The sequence below is a fragment of the Parabacteroides sp. merdae-related_45_40 genome (genome assembly GCF_001915675.1).
Genome location: NZ_MNQY01000131.1, coordinates 1 through 18808, shown reverse-complemented (window position 1 = coordinate 18808; position 18808 = coordinate 1). Strand labels below are relative to the sequence as shown.

The window sequence follows — 18808 nt, the reverse complement described above, 5'->3', positions numbered from 1 at the left end:
GAAGCAGAGTTTAATAACAAAAGCCCTTCCGGAGCGGGGAGGGCTTTCGTTATTAAATGTAGGAGGGATCAGAGTCCAGCTTGCGGGTCGAACGTCCCGTTTTCCCAGCCTTTCGTCTGTTCCAGGTTCGGATTGTTACTCATCTCGCTGCGTTTCATCGGCAGGAAGTAGATGTTCTGGTTGGTGATCATCGGCGTGTTATCACGGTCGAACAGATAGGTCGTGTATGTATTATCGGCCTGCTTGTTCATCACTAAGGCATGGCGTTTGCCTTGCCCGTTCATCAATTTGTCGTAGATCATCCAGCGGCGCATATCCCATAAACGTTTTTGTTCGAACAACAATTCGATAAAACGTTCTTCGCGAACTGCTTCACGCATTTCCGTCTGGTTCATGTTTGGGTTCAATCCGTAAACTTTGCCTTTCATTTCCGGATTGGAACTAGTTTCATTGATGCCTGCACGCTTGCGGATCTGTTTCAACATATCGAATGCTTCGTTTGTCTTTCCGACCTCGACGGCAGCTTCGGCATAGTTCAGCATTACTTCGGCCAGGCGAATGTCAATATAGTCGGTTCCAGATTTTTGGCAGTCTGTCACTGAAAGGCTTTCGTCAATGGCTTTACGGGAATAATAGCCGGTTTTCGATCCGACGTTTTTGCCGTAGGCATAGTCGTTTTGCGCATTTTCGTTCAGTTCCATTACGGTATTGAAATAAGTCACCCCCTGATAGACGATTGTCGCATAAAAACGTTTGTCCCGATTTTCCCACAAGGCGAAGATATCTTTGCCTTCCTTTTCCCAATCGGCATAGGTGTAAGTCCCTCCGTCTATAGTAGGGAAGCGGTCAATCACTTCCTGTGTCGGGTGGTTACCACCGGTGTTGTTCATCGAGAACGTGATCGGACGGACGGTTGCATCTCTTTTCTGTGTGCGGGTCGGGTTTTCGTAGCGGATGGCAAAAATTACCTCTTTGTTCATCTCATCTAGGAACAGTTTTCCGTAATCATCATACAAGGCATGGCCTTGTCCGATCAGGTAATTCAGTGTCTCTTTGTTGTAGTTGTAGGCGGTTTGCCAATGTTCGTTGTTGTTGTTCGGGTTGAACTGTGGACTAGCACGGAACAAGAATACGCGTCCGAGGAATGCCTTGGCTGCACCTTTCGTCACGCGGCCCAAGTCTTCAGCCGAATAAGAGTCTGGCAACCCTTCTGCACAAGCTTTCAGTTCGTCGATAATGAAATCGAAACATTCTTTTGTAGAGTTACGTTTCACATAGAGGTCGTCCGTCATTTCTTGCGGGATAGTGATCAGTGGGACACCACCGTAACGTTTGACCATTTCGAAATAGAGGTAAGCACGAATGAAACGGGCTTCGTAAGTCAGACGGTCGGCTAGTTCACGGTCTATCGTACAGACTTCGGGATTCTGTGCATTCTGAATGAAAATATTGCAGTTTCGGATGTCAGAATAGGGCCAATACCAGGTCGGGGCGGAATCTTTCGTGTCACTCATATTGTCCGGTGTGGTGGTTCCCTGTGTCCAGTTGCCTCCGCCCGTCGCTTCGTCGGTCGCATCGGCCACGGCCGTATCCCAACTTGGGATGGAAACATATAAAGCATTGAGAAAAGCTGTAGTCAGCGTTTTGTCAACCCAAACCTTGTCCTCCGAGATTGAACTTAGGTCTTCCTTATCCAGTACGCTGGTGCAGGAAGAGAATAATGCCAGAATGGCAGCACATGTTATAAATATCTTTTTCATATCTAATTACTCAAATTGTTAGAAACTTACATTGATACCAAAGTTGAAACTTTTTGTCAACGGATACTGATAAGCTCCACGGTCACCGCTGTTTTCGGGATCGTAGATGCCAATGTGGTCGAATACGAACAGGTTTGTGCCTGAAACGTAGACACGGCAACGATCTACACCGATCGAATTCACCCACTGTTTCGGCAACGTATAGCCGAGCTCGATGTTTTTGCAACGGAAATAGTTACCGTTCATCAACCAGAATGAAGAAGCCTGTCCGTTGGCGCCTTTCGAGCCTGTACCACCGACGCGCGGATATTTACCGTCTGTGTTGTCGGGTGAATAAGCGTCCGACCATATGTTCAGAACGGTCTGTTCTGTCCAGGTATCGCCGCGGTTCGGGAACATGATGCTTCGATGGCCTACGCCTTGGAAGAAGGCTGTGAAGTCGATACCTTTCCATTCACCTCCTAAACTGATACCGTAGATGATTTCCGGGTCTTTGCTGTAGAGCGAAAGAACGGCTTGGTCGTTACCGTCGACAACTCCGTCAGGGCCTCCGACGCCGCCTGCACCGTGGATATCTTTCAGGATAATGTCGCCTTTCGACCATTCGAATCCGCCGTTATAGAGCGGCAGTCCAGCTAAATCTTCATCCGTACGGGCGATACCGTCGGCGATGTAGCCAGTGATGAAGTTGATCGGGCGTCCTGTCTTTATTTCCCATTCATAGGCGTTTGCCGATTCGTCGATATACGTGTAATGGTTGCGGGCGAAAGAGAAGTTACCGGATACATAATATGTGAAGTTACCGATCTTATTATCGTGGCGCAACATGAACTCACATCCCTGGTTTACCATCTCTGCGTAGTTCTCTTTCGGTAATGTGGCTCCGAAAGTCCCCGGAATTGTACGTTTACGGTCCATCAGGATATCTGAAGTTTTCTTATGGAAGTAATCAAATTCGAGGCTTAGCAGTCCGTTCCACAATCCCAAGTCAAAGCCGACGTCGGCTGTCGTGGTTGTTTCCCAAGTGATGCCTTTGCTTGGATAAACACCCGGTAGAATACCGGTTGCACCTGAACCGAAGACGGCATTGGTTCCTGTTGTAAATTTACTTAAATATTGGTAATAAGCAACATCGTCTCCTCCGTCGTTCCCTAATGTACCATAGGATGCACGTAATTTCAGATTACTGATAAAGTTCAGTTTTTCGTTCTGCTTGAAGAAATTTTCTTCAGTCACGCGCCAACCGGCTGAAACAGACGGGAAAAATCCCCAACGCTTGCCCGGAATCCATTTTACGGACGAGTCGTAACGGAAGTTGGCTTCTAATAGATAGCGGTTGTCGAAACCGTAGTTCACACGGCCGACGTAACCGATGCGTCCAATTTCCGATTCGTGACCATCAGCATCTTTCCACTGGCTGTCCGCACTTCCGGCGAATAGCTGTTCAAGGGAAGATGAAAGCAATTGCTTGCGCTGTGCCCAAAACATATCACCCCATTCTTCGTATTGCTCATAGAGGAACATGGCGCCGATGTCGTGTTTGCCGAATGTCCGGTTATAGTTTAACTGCAAGTTTAGCGTATAAGCGCTCGTTTCGTTGAAGTCTTTTCGGACGAAGTTTCCGTTTTCGGTTCTCGTACGTGTGCCGACAACCGGGGCGTCGTCGCGGATGATGTGGTTATGTCCGCCGCTCGTTTCGTGTATATATAAGGTATACTCTTTTCCTACCTGTTTTTCATTCTCGTAATAACGGCGATAGTTGAACATCGCGTTTGCTGTCAAGCCTTCTACCCAAGGAATTTCCCATTTGGCGCTTAACTTCGTGTTCAGTGTGTTATGTTTTTTGGAAACATGCCCGTTGTTGATTGCTTCCAGAATATTCCAGTTGTAGATGGTTGCGTTCGGCTTTCCGTTTATATAGGCCGGCTCGGTAGTCGGGAAGTTTAGTAGGGCACGATACATATCGTTCATCAAATCTTTATCAGAGTCATGAGGCCAGTAAGGTGTGCGTTGGTCGCTCATATTACCGTCCACATCCAATCCGATCGTAAAGTTATCCGCAACTTTGGCATCTACATTCGAACGGAAACTGTAACGTGTGAAGTCCAGGTTGTTGAATGTTCCGCTCTGGCTGTAATAACCGGCTGACATAAAGTAATTGATACGTTCGCTACCCCCGTTGACACTTAGGTTGTGCTGTGTCGTAAACGGGTTTTTCCAAGCGAGGTCGAACCAGTTTGTACTGTGTGTTTTGAAGTATTCTTGTTCGTCGGCTGTGTAGTAGCGGGAATCTGTTTCCGGGATGCCATTATACATGAATTGGTTATTTAGATATACAGTCCGGTCATAAGCGTTCATCACTTCCGGTGTGCGGGTTGGACGGTCCGTTCCGAATAGACCTGAATAGCTAAACTGAGGCTTTTGGTTTTTACCGCGTTTTGTCGAAACGACAATCACGCCGTTAGAGGCACGAGAGCCATAAACGGCAGCGGATGCTGCGTCTTTCAATACGGAAATGTTCTCGATCGTGTTCGGATCCAAAGCATCGAAGTCTGCTTTTTCACGAACAACGCCGTCGATGACGTAAGTCGGATTTGTATTGTTGGGTGTATTGACGCCACGGATCGTGATCGGGGAAGATACACCCGGCATACCGGATTTATTGTAAGAGAAAATACCCGGCATACGTCCTGCCATCGCATTGGAGATATTGGAAACCGGGATTGTCGCAATGTTATCTGCCGAAATAGTGGCGACCGAACCGGTCAGGTTCATTTTCTTTTGTGTACCGTAACCGATCACGACCACTTCATCCAGCTTTTGTGTATCTTCCGTCAGTGTGACATTCAGGTTGCTTTGTCCTGCAACTTTCACAAAACAAGTATTGTAACCGATAAACGAAATTTGTAAAGTTGCGTTTTCAGGAACCTCGATCGTGAAGTTTCCGTCCATATCAGTAATGGTCCCGACGGTCGTTCCCTGGATTGAAACGTTTGCTCCGGCGATAGGACCAAATTGGTCGGAAACAACACCTTTAACGGTTTTCTGCTCTTGTTGGACCTTGGCAACGATATCCATCTCTTTCGGACGAAGGATAATTTGTTTCTCATTTACCTTGTACTCGACATTGGTGGATTTGAAAACTTTCTTTAGGATGGATTCGATTGTCTCATTGTCGAATTTTACATTGACTTTTCTGTCTACATTTACCAGTTCATTGTTATAAATAAAATGGAATTCAGAGTTTTCCTCTATTTTGTTCAATACCTCTTCTATCGAAACGTTGTTCATTTCTATAGAAAGACGTGCAGATTGCGAATATAGACTATTTGCATTTGCTGCACTAAGAAAGCAGGTTAAACATAAAGCGGCGATTTTCATACGCGTAGGAATTTGAGGAGACAAGTCGAAATATGACCTGAAACCTTTTTGTTTTGATGTAATTTTCATAACTTTACATTATCAAATTTAATTAGGTAGTTATATGACTTAATTAGACAATTATCATTCGTCAGGTGAGATTTTCGGATTGATAATTATTGTTGATCACGGGATGGGAAGATGTTGCAAGCATCTTTCCATCTTTTTGATTCAGATGTGTGTAGCAGCTATGTCTTCATGGTATTTCAATTTTTGTGTTAATCATTCATTTCTGTTTATTACGGCTATTAGACGTAGGAGATAAAAAATCCCCTACGCCAAAATGCAATTTTTTTATCTTGCTTCGATAATAACGGTCCGACGGGTATAAGAATAGTCGCTGGCCTGTTTCGGTTCGATCATTGTGCACTTGATAGGAGCAGTCTTTTCGAGCAGTTGCAGGATCTCTTCAAAGGTTTCGGTCGTAAAGGTTGCAGAATATTTGTAATTGAATATTTTTTTGCTTTGTAAGATGATGTTTACGTTGAAATGGCGTGACAGGCGTTGAGCTATCTCTGCCATTTCGGTCCGGCGGAAGACCATTTTTCCTTCCTTCCATGAAGTAACCATATACAGATTGATGTCTGAAACCTTAGTGTTATCTGTTATCTTATTATATACGGCCTGTTCACCCGGATTCAGAACTTGGGGGATTGGTTTCTTTTCATTTCTGATTTCTATGGAACCGTTTGCCAGAGTGGCTTGTATTTCGTCATCATCTTCATAAGCATTAATATTAAATTCTGTGCCGTAGGCGCTTACCGTAATTCCGTTTGAAAGTGCTACATCGAAGCGGTGCTTTTTATCTGATGAAACCTTGAAATAAGCTTCGCCGGACAGATATACTTTACGATGGTCTCCGACGAACTGTTTAGGATAATGCAGCTTGGAACCTGAATTCAGCCATACTTCGGAACCATCCGGCAGTGTAATTTTAGAAACAAGGCCATAAGCGCTTGACAATTCCACCTGTTCGATCGGCTGATTTTCCAATCTGTAGATACGCTGGTAAAAGTAGATACTGCTAATTAAGGCTGGAATGAGCAATATGGCTGCCGTGTAACGAAAATAGCGACCGATCTTTTGTCGGAATCGGTTTTTCTGCATGGTTCTCGATACATTTTTCCAGTGGTTGTCTACATCTATTTTTTCTTGCAAATATAGCATCTGGCTGGTGTCACAGATAAAACGGAGATCACCGACCTCTTTCCGTAATTCAGGTGAATCCAACATTTGTTTTTCAAAAGCAAGGCTATCTTCTTTCGATAGTTTGCCTTCCAGATAGGCTATGATATGTTCGGTTTGTATATTCACGTTTGTCATGTATTTGTGATTAGACGCATAAAGGGGAGATTCCCCTATGTTAAATATATTTATCAGGAGTTTGAAATAATAAAATAAGGAATGGCAGATAGTCTTTCAGTTCGACGCGTAAAATTTTAAGTGCTTTACTTATATGCGCTTCGACTGTTTTGACTGATATTTGTTGTTCCTCGGCGATCTCTGTATATTTCTTTCCTTCGAAACGATTCTTTTCGAAAATGAGGCGAGTGTTCTCCGGTAGTTTATCCAATGCTTCAGCCAACATCGTTCTAAGTTCGACAATCGAATAGATATCTCCACTTGGTTCGTCCCCCTTGCTTATCTTCCATTGTTTCCAGGCCAACTCGAGTTCCTGTTTTCGGAGATAGTCGATACAATTATTGCGTACGCTTGTGACCAAAAAATTGCGGGCAGATGTTTCGATTCTGATACTTTTTCTGTTTTCCCAGATTTTGAGAAAAGATTCCTGTACGACGTCTTCACATGTTTCCCAACGTTCAATGTACCGGTGGGCAAAGATGCAGAGGGGAGAAAAGAATTGGAAGAATAATGTTTTAAAGGCATTCTCGTCGTCGTTTACAGCGATGTTCCAAAACAACTTGTCGATTGTATGTGGCAGTGTCTCCTTCATGTTTTCGTTTGATGACAACAAATATTTACTAAGTTCTCATAGGACTACGTTAATTAGACTGTCTATATATAAAAGAATATCAATTGATTAGGGAATTTAATAAGAGAAACACTTCTCCAAATGGAGGCAAATTCGATTTGAATATCATGTCGAATTTAGACCTCACTATTAAAAGTTTATGATAATTTTATTATAACTTTGTACATCTAAATTGAATTAGTCCTATGAGAACTATGTGTATCAAAGAGGCAATGAGGTAGAAATAGGTCAAAAAAATAAGGCGTCCCATCACGAGAAACCTTATCTTTGGTATATTCAAATTCAATAGATGTAGGCTTTACCTCTGTATTCTTGATGTGTCATACCTACATGCTGACATATATGGTTTGTAGGTAAAACACCTATGTTTTAAATTCAGATGTCTTTCCTTAATTATATATTGGTTCATTTGCCATCGGATGAATCCTTTCCACTAATGTCCAGTATATCCTTGACTATGTACCAAATCACGAATAGGACCATGATGCTTCCGATCAGGATACCTCCGACTTTGATGACTGTACCGATGTATTCTTCCATATCTATTAAGTATTATTTGGGGTAAATATAGAAATAAAATAATCGATTCTCGTTTTTTTTTCATGAAATATGTTGGCGGAGTGTAGTAGAGGAGCAGACACTTATCATAATTGACAGGTATTCTGTCAATTTTATAACATAATATCACGGTTAACTCTTTATTTTTGTTCTTATAATTCTTAAATTCTCAATATTATGATGATTCCGTTTAAGGTGAAGACTTTCTCTTTCCTGTTGGCTTGTGCCTGCTCGACGGCAGGGATGGCGCAAGTAGGCAATGACTCTCCTGTAAAGCAGGTAAAAATATCTGGTTATGTAGGGACTCGAATCACAGATTGTATCGAACATCGTGTGAAAGCGCAGGATGTGGACCATTTGGTCGAACCGTTCCGCCACCAGAACGAGAAGTCGCGCTGGCAAAGCGAGTTTTGGGGGAAATGGATACAGGGTGCGATCGCCTCCTATCGTTATAACCGGGACCCCGAACTGTACCAGATCATAAAGGATGCGGCCGAATCGCTTATGGCAACGCAGTTGCCGAACGGTTATATCGGGAATTATGCGCCGGAATACCAGTTGCAGCAATGGGATGTCTGGGGGCGCAAGTATACATCATTGGGATTGATCGCTTGGTATGACCTGTCGGGTGATAAGAAGGCATTGGAAGCGGCTTGCAGAGTTGTCGACCATCTGATGACGCAGGTTGGGCCCGGAAAGGTGGATATCGTCTCAACCGGCAATTACATTGGCATGCCGAGCTCGTCCGTCCTCGAGCCTGTCATGTATCTGTATAACAGAACGAAAGAAAAACGTTATCTCGATTTTGCCAAATATATTGTCGGACAATGGGAGACACCCGGTGGTCCGCAGCTGATCAGCAAAGCTATTGCCGATGTGCCCGTAGCCAACCGTTTTCCGCATCCGAAAACTTGGTTTTCGAGGGAAAACGGACAAAAAGCATATGAAATGATGTCCTGCTATGAAGGCTTGTTGGAACTGTATAAGGTGACGGGCAATCCACTCTATCTCTCTGTCGTGGAAAAGACGGTCGGGCATATCGTACGCGAAGAAATCAACGTGGCCGGATCGGGTAGTGCATTCGAATGCTGGTATGGCGGGAAAGAACGGCAGACGCAACCTACTTACCATACGATGGAAACTTGCGTGACCTTTACCTGGATGCAGCTCTGTAACCGTTTGTTACAGATGACGGGCAACTCTCTGTATGCTGATTATATGGAAACGGCTATCTATAATGCTTTGATGGCATCTCTGAAGGCGGATGCTTCGCAGATAGCCAAATACAGCCCGTTGGAAGGTTGGCGTCATGAAGGGGAGGAGCAGTGCGGCATGCACATCAACTGTTGCAATGCGAACGGCCCGCGTGCCTTTGCCATGATTCCTCAATTTGCCTATCAGGTTCAGGACGATTGTGTCCGGGTAAATTTTTATGCTCCCTCGGAAGCGGAGTTGGTATTGCCGGACAAGAAGCCGGTCCGGTTGAAGCAAACGACTGATTATCCGCGGACTGATCAGATCGAGATAGAGGTCGATCCTGCGAAAGAGACGGCTTTCACCATTGCCTTGCGCATCCCGGCATGGAGCAAGATTGCGGTGGTTTCCGTAAATGGCCAACCCCAGGATGGTGTCCTGCAAGGTGCATACTTGCCAGTGAACCGTAAGTGGAAAAAGGGCGACCGGATCACTGTCAAACTCGATTTACGTGCCCGTCTGGTGGAAAGGAATCAGGCGCAGGCCATCGTGCGCGGTCCGATCGTCTTGGCTCGCGACAGCCGTTTCGGGGATGGCTTTGTCGATGAGGCGTCTGTTGTTGTTAGTAAAGACGGGTATGTGGAGTTGACGCCTGTAAAGGCTCCTGGTTTTGCCTGGTTGGCCTTTACCGCCCCGATGGTGTTGGGTACGGACTTGGAAAGCAACCGGGCTCCGAAACAGATTCATTTCTGCGATTTTGCTTCTGCCGGAAATACCTGGGACAAGACGCAGCGTTACCGGGTGTGGCTGCCGAAGACATTGAATGTGATGCATTCGCCTTATAGGCCGTATAATCAGTGAACGGGGCATTTTTACACACTTGGTAATCCGAAGAATGAGTACGGATAGTGGCACACATAGCATCGAGAACAGTGACCTGAGGCAGGACAGTAAATAAAAATTCGTACCTTTGTATCCCTAAAAATACAAGATACGTGGAAGAATATCTGAAACAATTGAATGAAAGTCAGCGCGAAGCAGTTGTCTATACAGACGGGCCTTCGCTTGTGGTAGCCGGAGCCGGATCGGGAAAGACACGCGTGCTGACCTACAAGATAGCCTATCTTTTAAGGCAGGGACTGCCTCCCCAAAGCATTTTGGCACTGACTTTTACGAATAAGGCGGCACGCGAGATGAAAGATCGTATCGCCTCCCTGACAGACGAACGGATGGTACGGCGGTTGTGGATGGGGACGTTCCATTCCGTTTTTTCCCGTATTCTCCGTTCCGAGGCGGAGTGCATCGGCTATCCATCTAATTTTACCATTTACGATGCGACAGATTCCAAAAGTCTACTCCGTTCCATAATGAAGGAGATGCAGCTCGATGACAAGGTGTATCGGCCGGGAATGGTACAGGGCCGTATCTCGAATGCAAAAAATGCACTTATTACCTATAAGGCATACGAACAGAACAAGGAGCTGGTGCAACATGATATAGATTCTAAAGTTCCTTTGCTGCGTGAAATATATAAGCGGTATCAGAATCGTTGCCAGCAAGCGGGGGCGATGGATTTCGACGATTTGCTGTTGCAAACGAATATACTCTTCCGCGATCATCCGGACGTATTGGAGAAGTACAGGAGCTTTTTTCAGTTTGTGCTGGTGGACGAGTATCAGGATACGAATTTTGCCCAGCATCTGATTGTACAGCGCTTGTGCGAAGTACACCGACGTATCTGCGTGGTCGGAGATGATGCGCAAAGTATCTATTCTTTCCGGGGAGCCAATATCGATAATATCCTGCAATTCAAGAACCAGTATCCGGGTTGCCGTATTTTCAAACTGGAACGAAATTATCGTTCGACGCAGAATATCGTAAATGCGGCGAACAGTTTGATACATAAGAATACGAAGCAGATCCCAAAAACCGTTTATTCAGAAAAGGAGGAGGGGAGCAAGGTCTCCATTTGTTCGTCCTATTCCGATTATGAAGAGGGATATGCCGTTGCTGGTAAGATTAACGATATGAGGATGCAGAATTACGATTATGCTGATTTTGCCATCCTGTACCGGACAAATGCACAGTCACGCATCTTGGAAGAGGCCTTGCGTAAAAGGGGAATTCCTTATAAGATATACGGAGGCTTGTCTTTCTATCAGCGTAAGGAAGTGAAGGATGTCATTTCGTATCTTCGTCTGATTGTCAACCCGCATGATGAAGAGGCTTTCAAACGTGTGATAAACTATCCGGCTCGTGGGATAGGCGATACGACTCTCAATAAATTGGTCGTTGCCGCTACAGATCATAATGTCAGTTTGTGGACCGTGTTGAACGATCCGATCGGGTACGCTCTGCCGGTCAATAACGGTACGGCAAAGAAGCTAAGCGATTTCCGGGAGCTTATTTCCGGTTTTATCGAACGGAATGTTAAGCTCTCTGCCGAGGAAATCGCCGCTGCAGTAGTGAAGGAGAGCGGCATTGTCAATACCTTGTTTCAGGATCGCTCGGTGGAAGGAATCAGCAAGCAGGAAAACTTGCAGGAGTTGTTGAAAGGTATTGCCGAGTTTTGCGAGATACGCCGCGAGGAAGGAATGGAGCATGTCTCGCTTGCTGACTTTCTGTCTGAAGTCTCGCTGTTGACAGATCAGGATAATGATAAGGAAGAGCAGGCAAACAAGGTGACGATGATGACGGTGCACGCCGCCAAAGGCCTGGAGTTCCGGAATGTTTTCGTTGTCGGGCTGGAAGAAGACTTGTTTCCCTCCGCCATGTCGAAAGACAATCCGAGAGCGGTGGAGGAAGAACGCCGCCTCTTCTACGTCGCCATTACTCGTGCGGAAGAAAATTGTGTATTGACACACGCCAGAAGCCGTTATCGCAATGGCCAGAGTACGATGTGTTCGCCCAGTCGTTTCTTGAAAGATATCGATCCCAAATATATTTATACGTCGGCAGATGCCGTTACTACCGACGGTTTATTGGCTACTCGTCGTTCCTCGGTTTTCCAGCAACCGAAGGCAATGGAAGGAGAGGCCTATGTCTCTCCGGTCGCTCAGGCAGTCGGACGGCAGGCTCGTCTGACACGGATGGAAACGGCTTCTTTGTCTTCGGCCCCGTCTTCGTCTTCTGCGCCGGCTCTGTCGGGTTTGCATGTCGGGGCTAAAGTTCGGCACGATCGTTTCGGAGAAGGTGAGGTAACTGCCATTGAAGGAGAAGGGGGTAATGCGAAAGCAACCGTTTCATTTGCTCATTTCGGTCAAAAACAATTGCTTTTGAAGTTTGCACGCTTGACAATTGTTGAATAAGTCGGCTAGAAGTTCGGATATGTCATTCAAGTAGAATAGAAGGCTTTACCGAAGCTATGAATTAGCGTTTGATTCGGCAGATGGAACGGTTAAACTGGCTGCTATAAGATTGTTATTGAGGAAAATAGAAACAGGCTCTAAATCCGACATTTCACATCAAATAAAAACGGTGCAGTCAATGGCTCAATATAAACCATTCATTATGAGTGGCTTATAGAGGTTTTTCGTTCATTGTGGTTCAATCCTACATCTTAAAATAAATATATTAATATATATATAAGCTCATTTCCTTGTACCCCTTTAAACCGGCAAAGACACGACAGGAACGAGAAAAATCCCTTCTTTCGCATCCGGAAGTCCGGTCTTTCACCTCCCGAACTTCGTGGTTTGACACGTCAAAGTCCCTTATTTCGCACACAGAAGTCCCTTGTTTCAAGGCTCACCCAGATATTGCACGATCGTCCTCACCTGCAGGGGAGTCAACATCTTTTTCCCTTTCCTCCAACCGTTACCCTGTAGCTCTGTCTTTAGCTCCGGGTTTATCCCCATCCATTTGGACAACCGTTTCCCTGCCGATGCCCGCATCAAATCGGACCGTAAAGGACCGCCAATTCCTGCCACCCGTAACTCCTGACTTCGAATTCATCCATCATCATAATTTCCATCGTTTTATTGTCCTGTAAAGATAAGCAATAATTACTGATATTCAAAATATAATGGCATTTATATTCTACCTGTTTCTGCACCTATCTTCACCGATATTCGCCGATATTCCCCAAACCGTATTCCAACCTGTTGCGAAGCCCTATCTTCGTGTTGTCATCGATAATGAGATTTGCAGGAGGTTGTTGCCAATTGAGCGTTTGGCAAAATTCTCTTAGAAATTTTGTACCAACACATGGGCTATCCGTTCCAGGCCGTCGGCAAGCAACGTCCGGGGACAGGCTATATTCAGACGAATGAACCCCTCTCCACCAGGACCGTACAGTGTACCAGAATTGACCATCAGCTTCTGTTCCTCTTGCAAGCGCAGGGTCGTGGCATCCGAGCCGATACTCGATGCTCGGCAATCTATCCAGACCAGATAGGTTCCTTCGAGTGGCAACACGGGATATTGCGGTAGCCGTTGCTCGAAAAAGCAACAAAGATATTCGTAATTCCCCCACAAGTATTTCCGCAAAGCATCGAGCCATGCACTGCCTTCATTGTAAGCGGCTATCGTGGCGATAACGCCGAACGGATTAACGTCGCACACTTCGTTGATGTTGATGGCGCGGTCGATACGGCGGCGTACCCCTTCATCGGCAGCGATGATGTTGGCGATTTGCAATCCGGCAAGGTTGAATGCCTTACTCGGCGAAACGCAGGTTACGGAGTTTTGGCGGAAACGTTCGGACAGGGAGGCGAAAGGCGTGTAGTCATGCCCTTCATAGACCAGCTCACAATGAATCTCGTCTGCCACGACGAACACCCCGTTATGCAGGCAGATGTCACCGATGCGCCACAGTTCCTCCGGCGTCCAGACCCGTCCGACTGGATTGTGAGGATTGCACAACAGCAGGATTTTCGCCTTCGGATCGGCCGCCTTTGTTTCGAGGTCGTCGAAGTTAATCGTGTAGCGGCCGTCCCGATAAACGAGGTAGTTGGCCGACAGTTCGCATCCGTTATTGCGAATCGACGAATAGAAACAGTTGTATGCCGGAGTCTGGACGATTATCTTGTCACTCGGTGCAGCCAAAGCTTTGATAATAGCGGACAGAGCTGGCACGACACCGTTCGTATAGATAATCCACCGGGGATCTATCTGCCAGCGATGCCGGTCATCGAACCACCGGACAACCGCGTCGTAGTAGGCTTTGGGGACTTTGGTATAGCCGAAAATACCATGCGCTATCCGCTTTTGCAAGGCTTCAACAATAGCTGGTACTGTACGGAAATCCATATCCGCCACCCACATAGGCAATACATTCTCCTCTTCGGGAGTATCCCATTTGTAAGAATTCGTCCCGCGCCGCGGGATGATTGTATCGAAATCGTATTTCATAATTTATCTTTTTATTCGTAATTTATAAATCCAGTTACTGCCCTAAAGCCTGACAAGAAAAATCGTTCCCCGGAAGCAAAGCTCGATATCCAATATATCAAAGCTCCCATGACACCCATAATCAGCATCCCCGACCAGCCAACTGGGAAGCATATCACTGATGGTAATACCGGTCACCGCCAGCAGGGAACTGAAAATAAGCGTGGCTGTAACCGACTGGCGCAGTATCTTTCTGGCTCCCGCGAAATCCTCGGCTCCGATCCGGTGTGCTACCTGCACGGAAAATCCTGTTGTGGCTGCTGCTTCAGCGTCATACTCTTCCCTTCGCGGATAAGCGACAACAAGTAATCGGTCTTTCTCTTTTCTCTTCCCAAAGCCTCAATTCACAATCGGCAGGAGCCTTTATATTTTCGTCGAAGATGATCTCCCCATAGCTCTCGGCGGTGATACAACCTGTCCGCGGATTCTTCACTCCGCCTATTGCACCTTTGATAGTTGCCTGCACCGAACTGTACTCGAAAGCCCGGTCACAATCTGGGCCGAAGGTGCAATTCTCCAACACGAGGTCGTGGGCATAGCAGAGCGGCTGTTCGCCGGTAATGTGACAGTTCACTAACCGAAGATTGCGCGAATGCCAGCCCAGATATTCACCGTTGAGTTCGGAATCGTAGATCGTCACATTCTCCACCTCCCAGAAGGCATCCTTCGTAGTGATTTTGGCATTGCGCAACTCCACATTCTTCACATACTGGAAAACGTATTTGCTGTCGCTTTCCAATCCGTCTATACGGATGTTGCTGCTGAACATAAACGGATAAGTTCCTCCATGCAGTTTCAGATTTTTGATGTTCAGATTCTGGCAACGCCAGAACACTTCATCAGCATCGTTCATCTCTACGTTCTCGATTTCGATGTCGTGCATCTCGCGGAACATTTTGGGGGCGTCGATACGTGTATCGGTCATTTTCAGATGGTCGGAGTACCACAGTGCCGAACGTCCGCCTATATCGAAAAAGCAACGGTCAATAACGAAACCATGCACGTGCCAGAAAGGGTAGTTCCCTTCGAACCGGCAATCAATGGCTTCGATGTTGCTGCATTCCTTGATGGCCGACTCCCCGGCACGGATGACGACGTTCTCCAATCTGAGATTATGTGATTCGAACAAAGGTCTTTCTCCGCCGAACTCTGTGTTTGATATTACTTCCATATATTCCGTTCTTTAATTGTTATATAAATTATGTTTTGTCAGCCATGCCCTAATGTCGTTTCGCAGTGAGCAGCCACCGCTGTCATGCGGGCTTCGCTGACTGAAGTCGAGATTCCGCTACTGCCGCTTGTGGCGGACAGAGCGATTCGTTTACCGGCGAGTTTCCTTATTTTGTTCGAGTTTGTCATACTCTTCGTCCGTGACCGGTTCGAGCCATTCGTTGGATGTCTTTTCTCCCGGAACCTCGAAAGCCAGATGTGCAAACCAACTGTCGGCTGCCGCTCCGTGCCAATGCTTCACGTTAGCCGGGATATGGATGACCGTACCGGGTAGAATCTCTATCGCCGGCTTGCCTTCTTCCTGATACCAACCTCGTCCGGCTACACCGATAAGCATCTGTCCACCCCCTTTTGTCGCTTTATGGATATGCCAGTTATTACGGCTGCGAGGCTCAAAAGTTACGTTTGCTATCGGCACCTGTTCGCTCGAAACGGGTGCGAGGTAACCGTTACTAAACTGCGGTCACGCAGGCCCAATTTATTAGTGCGGCTCCACACTTCGCCGAAAAGAACATCGTCGTTGAGTTCCGCAAATTTGGGTGCGAACTCAACGAGTTGGGTGCGTCCTGCTGTCTGTACTATTTTTTCCTGTGCCATAACATTGAGTGTTAAAATGCTGAATACTGAAATTAAAAAGATCTTGTTCATAGTTGTTTTATTGTATGAAATTATTGAGTTTATTAGCCGGATTGAGCGGCGTCTGGTCAGACAATATTAACGACTTGACCATGTGCAGCGTCTCCAGCTTGTACCTCTGAAAGTGTTCCGATGCGATATGTTTTTCATAAGCCGCATGACTCGCATACGTTTCAAGAATCGTTATATTGCAGGGATTCTCCTTTTCACCAATCGCATACATTGTCAATACGCCCGGCTCGTTACGCAGGGATATTTCGCCCACTTCGGTCGCATAGTTTATGTACTTGTCGAGATACTGTGGATAAACCTCTATTTTCGAAAGCCTTATGATACCATCGGCCGTCATTGGCTCTTTGGCACACATACCTGGCAGCTTATCCAGATTCAAATATTTGCCGATGCTCTCTCCTGTAGTACGGGAAGCATCTGTTGTTGCTCCGACTGTGAGCAATGTAAAACTCGATGCCGTCCTTAAGAAATTTCTGCGATCCATCATCTTTTGTTTTTTCATTGTTTTTTCTGATTGCAAATTTATCGCGGTCGAATAAGCCGACTTGTATACGATTTACGGATATTTATACCCGAATCCTCGATTCAGTAATAACGCTGTATGTAATTCAATTCAAATGAATTACTTTTGCTCAAAAGAAATAAAAGAAAAGCTTATGGAAGAAGTTATAAAACTCAATGAGGTAGATAAATACAACAAACTGTTCGGACTCGAAACACGGCATCCGTTAGTAAGTGTAGTCGATTTATCGAAGGCGACGCGGTGGCCGGAACATTTCAAGGTCAACTACGGCGTGTACGCTCTTTATCTGAAAGATACCTACTGCGGGAATATCACGTATGGACGTCAGAGTTACGACTATCAGGACGGTACGATAGTCGGTTTCGCCCCTGGTCAAGTTGCGGAAACCGAGATGCTGAAAAATATCCAGCCGAATGCTCACGGCATTCTGTTTCATCCCGACCTGATTCGAGGAACTGCTCTTGGTCAAGAAATTAAGAACTACTCATTCTTCTCTTATGAAACCCGCGAGGCGTTGCATCTTTCGGAGGATGAGCGTGAGATTGTAATGGACTGCCTGCATAAAATAGAGACGGAATTGAAGCATAGTATCGACAAACACAGCCGCCGGTTGATTTGTGCCAATATCGGACTGTTGCTCGACTATTGTATGCGTTTCTATGAAAGGCAGTTCACGACACGAGAACAGGTAAACAAAGATATTATCGTCCGTTTTGAACGACTATTAGACGATTATTTCGACAGCGATGGTCCCTTACGGGAGGGGTTGCCGACCGTCAAGTATTTTGCCGATAAGGTGTTTCTGTCTGCGAATTATTTCGGAGACATGATCCGTAAACAGACAGGGCAGACTGCCTCGGAATATATTCAAAATAAACTGATCGAACGGGCTAAAGAAGCCTTACTTGGCACAGATAAAACAACAAGTGAAATTGCTTACGGGCTGGGATTCCAATATCCGCAGCACCTGAGCCGGATGTTCAAACGGGTGACAGGTTATACTCCCAATGAATTTCGTTCTCAAAACTAGTCTTTATATAGTAAACTATGAACGAACTGCAATTTCCTGGGCTTTATATCGACGACACAGCTAACCCTCATACAATTCTTTCGTTCTTATGTCAGTCGGGATACTATTGTCTGATATTAACGGATTTTCTTGCTGAATTCGGAACAAAGTGTGGTCGGGTGTATTGCGACTACTGCGACGGAACACTCATCAGTTATCGTCCGGATACCGTCTGTGTGGAAATTCCCGCACCTTGCCTATGGATGGTTGCGTTTCACCCTGATCTGTTCAAGGGAAAAATGCTTGAAAAGACTATTGAAGAATACACGTTCTTTTCGTATGCACTCAAGGAAGCGTTGCATGTATCCCTAAAAGAAAAACGGATACTCTCTTCATGTGTTGACGATATTCGTAGGGAATTTCATCATGGTGCAGATTCCTACAAACGGACTATCTTGATACGGCATATTACCCGTCTGTTGGATTATACCACTCGTTTTTATGAACGGCAGTTCATTGTCCGTGAATTGAACAATGAACTGCTGATACGGCAATACGAAAAACTTGTCAAACAATATATTGGAGATGGAAAACTTGCACAGAAACCGCTTACTTCTGCCTATTGTGCCGGACAACTTCATTTGTCGGAAGCCTATTTCAATGATCTGCTCGAATTGCAACTCGGACACACGCACAGCTGCCATCTTCAATTGAAACGTATCGAAATGGCAAAGGAGAAGCTACGTTCCTCAGGAGAATCCCTTTCTCAAATCGTTCATGAACTCGGATTTCCTTCGATACAGTATTTCAGTTTTCTTTTCAAGAAGATAACGGGGATAACGCCAAATAGTTACAGATCATTAAATTAACAATGCTTGATTTATTCAGTCATTCCTATTCGATACTGCCCAGCTTCTGTTCCGTCAGCACTGTCCGGCATATGTTTGTCCAATACATAATTTTGTATCCATTTATCCAATAAATCGGCAATTTCGGCGTTATTGAGGTCAGACATCAGGAAATGTGTATTGCCTCGGATACCGATCTTAGGAAGTTCAACTAAGATCGCATTCCCGCCATAA

General features: G+C 45.7%; 11 protein-coding genes and 5 pseudogenes. 4 read left to right on the top strand and 12 right to left on the bottom strand.

Features of this window, described 5'->3' with window-relative positions:
• Positions 1 to 68: 68 nt before the first annotated feature.
• The 5 genes from BHV83_RS18605 to BHV83_RS18585 form a co-directional block, all read right to left on the bottom strand.
• A complete protein-coding gene (locus BHV83_RS18605; RefSeq protein WP_005643432.1) occupies positions 69 to 1760 on the bottom strand; it encodes a RagB/SusD family nutrient uptake outer membrane protein in 1692 nt (563 codons plus the stop codon).
• A gap of 18 nt (positions 1761 to 1778) precedes the next feature.
• A complete protein-coding gene (locus BHV83_RS18600) occupies positions 1779 to 5051 on the bottom strand; it encodes a TonB-dependent receptor (RefSeq protein ID WP_224204509.1) in 3273 nt (1090 codons plus the stop codon).
• Positions 5052 to 5474: 423 nt separating this feature from the next.
• The gene (locus BHV83_RS18595; protein ID WP_005641823.1) at positions 5475 to 6503 is read right to left on the bottom strand and encodes a FecR family protein; all 1029 of its coding nucleotides are present in this window, start codon (positions 6501 to 6503) and stop codon (positions 5475 to 5477) included.
• Between the two features lie 40 nt (positions 6504 to 6543).
• Positions 6544 to 7134, bottom strand: a complete 591-nt coding sequence (locus BHV83_RS18590; protein ID WP_005641826.1) for an RNA polymerase sigma-70 factor — start codon at positions 7132 to 7134, stop codon at positions 6544 to 6546.
• Between the two features lie 444 nt (positions 7135 to 7578).
• On the bottom strand, positions 7579 to 7713 hold the full coding sequence (locus BHV83_RS18585; RefSeq protein WP_005643426.1) for a hypothetical protein: 135 nt from the start codon (positions 7711 to 7713) through the stop codon (positions 7579 to 7581).
• A gap of 195 nt (positions 7714 to 7908) precedes the next feature.
• Between BHV83_RS18585 and BHV83_RS18580 the strand changes: the two genes are divergently transcribed.
• Together BHV83_RS18580 and BHV83_RS18575 are read left to right on the top strand one after the other, a co-directional pair.
• Entirely contained in the window at positions 7909 to 9786 is a 1878-nt protein-coding gene (locus BHV83_RS18580) for a glycoside hydrolase family 127 protein (RefSeq protein WP_005643425.1), read from the top strand.
• Between the two features lie 134 nt (positions 9787 to 9920).
• Entirely contained in the window at positions 9921 to 12233 is a 2313-nt protein-coding gene (locus BHV83_RS18575) for an ATP-dependent helicase (RefSeq protein ID WP_286757890.1), read from the top strand.
• Positions 12234 to 12665: 432 nt separating this feature from the next.
• On the opposite strand, the pseudogene BHV83_RS18570 reads toward BHV83_RS18575, so the two are convergent.
• The 6 genes and pseudogenes from BHV83_RS18570 to BHV83_RS18545 form a co-directional block, all read right to left on the bottom strand.
• Positions 12666 to 12889, bottom strand: a pseudogene (locus BHV83_RS18570) (DUF4248 domain-containing protein).
• A gap of 221 nt (positions 12890 to 13110) precedes the next feature.
• A complete protein-coding gene (locus tag BHV83_RS18565) occupies positions 13111 to 14277 on the bottom strand; it encodes a MalY/PatB family protein (RefSeq protein ID WP_286757889.1) in 1167 nt (388 codons plus the stop codon).
• Positions 14278 to 14403: 126 nt separating this feature from the next.
• Positions 14404 to 14580 (bottom strand): annotated as a pseudogene (locus tag BHV83_RS18560) (MATE family efflux transporter); the annotation flags it as partial.
• Between the two features lie 7 nt (positions 14581 to 14587).
• Positions 14588 to 15487 (bottom strand): DUF3737 family protein, encoded by a 900-nt coding sequence (locus tag BHV83_RS18555; RefSeq protein ID WP_286757888.1) that lies wholly within the window; start codon positions 15485 to 15487, stop codon positions 14588 to 14590.
• A gap of 150 nt (positions 15488 to 15637) precedes the next feature.
• Positions 15638 to 16194: pseudogene (locus BHV83_RS18550) on the bottom strand (cupin domain-containing protein).
• Positions 16195 to 16201: 7 nt separating this feature from the next.
• Positions 16202 to 16597: pseudogene (locus BHV83_RS18545) on the bottom strand (putative quinol monooxygenase); the annotation flags it as partial.
• A gap of 253 nt (positions 16598 to 16850) precedes the next feature.
• On the opposite strand from BHV83_RS18545, the gene BHV83_RS18540 reads away from it, so the two are divergent.
• Positions 16851 to 17747, top strand: coding sequence for a helix-turn-helix domain-containing protein (locus tag BHV83_RS18540; RefSeq protein WP_005649338.1), 897 nt, complete (start codon positions 16851 to 16853; stop codon positions 17745 to 17747).
• Positions 17748 to 17764: 17 nt separating this feature from the next.
• Positions 17765 to 18595 (top strand): helix-turn-helix domain-containing protein, encoded by an 831-nt coding sequence (locus BHV83_RS18535; protein WP_286757887.1) that lies wholly within the window; start codon positions 17765 to 17767, stop codon positions 18593 to 18595.
• An 11-nt stretch (positions 18596 to 18606) separates the two neighbouring features.
• On the opposite strand, the pseudogene BHV83_RS18530 reads toward BHV83_RS18535, so the two are convergent.
• A pseudogene (locus BHV83_RS18530) lies at positions 18607 to 18808 on the bottom strand (hypothetical protein); the annotation flags it as partial.

Coding starts and splice junctions, on each gene's coding strand:
- BHV83_RS18595 (WP_005641823.1), bottom strand. CDS start 6,503: ATGACAAACGTGAATATACAAACCGAACATATCATAGCCTATCTGGAA.
- BHV83_RS18540 (WP_005649338.1), top strand. CDS start 16,851: ATGGAAGAAGTTATAAAACTCAATGAGGTAGATAAATACAACAAACTG.
- BHV83_RS18555 (WP_286757888.1), bottom strand. CDS start 15,487: ATGGAAGTAATATCAAACACAGAGTTCGGCGGAGAAAGACCTTTGTTC.
- BHV83_RS18605 (WP_005643432.1), bottom strand. CDS start 1,760: ATGAAAAAGATATTTATAACATGTGCTGCCATTCTGGCATTATTCTCT.
- BHV83_RS18535 (WP_286757887.1), top strand. CDS start 17,765: ATGAACGAACTGCAATTTCCTGGGCTTTATATCGACGACACAGCTAAC.
- BHV83_RS18580 (WP_005643425.1), top strand. CDS start 7,909: ATGATGATTCCGTTTAAGGTGAAGACTTTCTCTTTCCTGTTGGCTTGT.
- BHV83_RS18590 (WP_005641826.1), bottom strand. CDS start 7,134: ATGAAGGAGACACTGCCACATACAATCGACAAGTTGTTTTGGAACATC.
- BHV83_RS18585 (WP_005643426.1), bottom strand. CDS start 7,713: ATGGAAGAATACATCGGTACAGTCATCAAAGTCGGAGGTATCCTGATC.
- BHV83_RS18565 (WP_286757889.1), bottom strand. CDS start 14,277: ATGAAATACGATTTCGATACAATCATCCCGCGGCGCGGGACGAATTCT.
- BHV83_RS18600 (WP_224204509.1), bottom strand. CDS start 5,051: ATGAACAACGTTTCGATAGAAGAGGTATTGAACAAAATAGAGGAAAAC.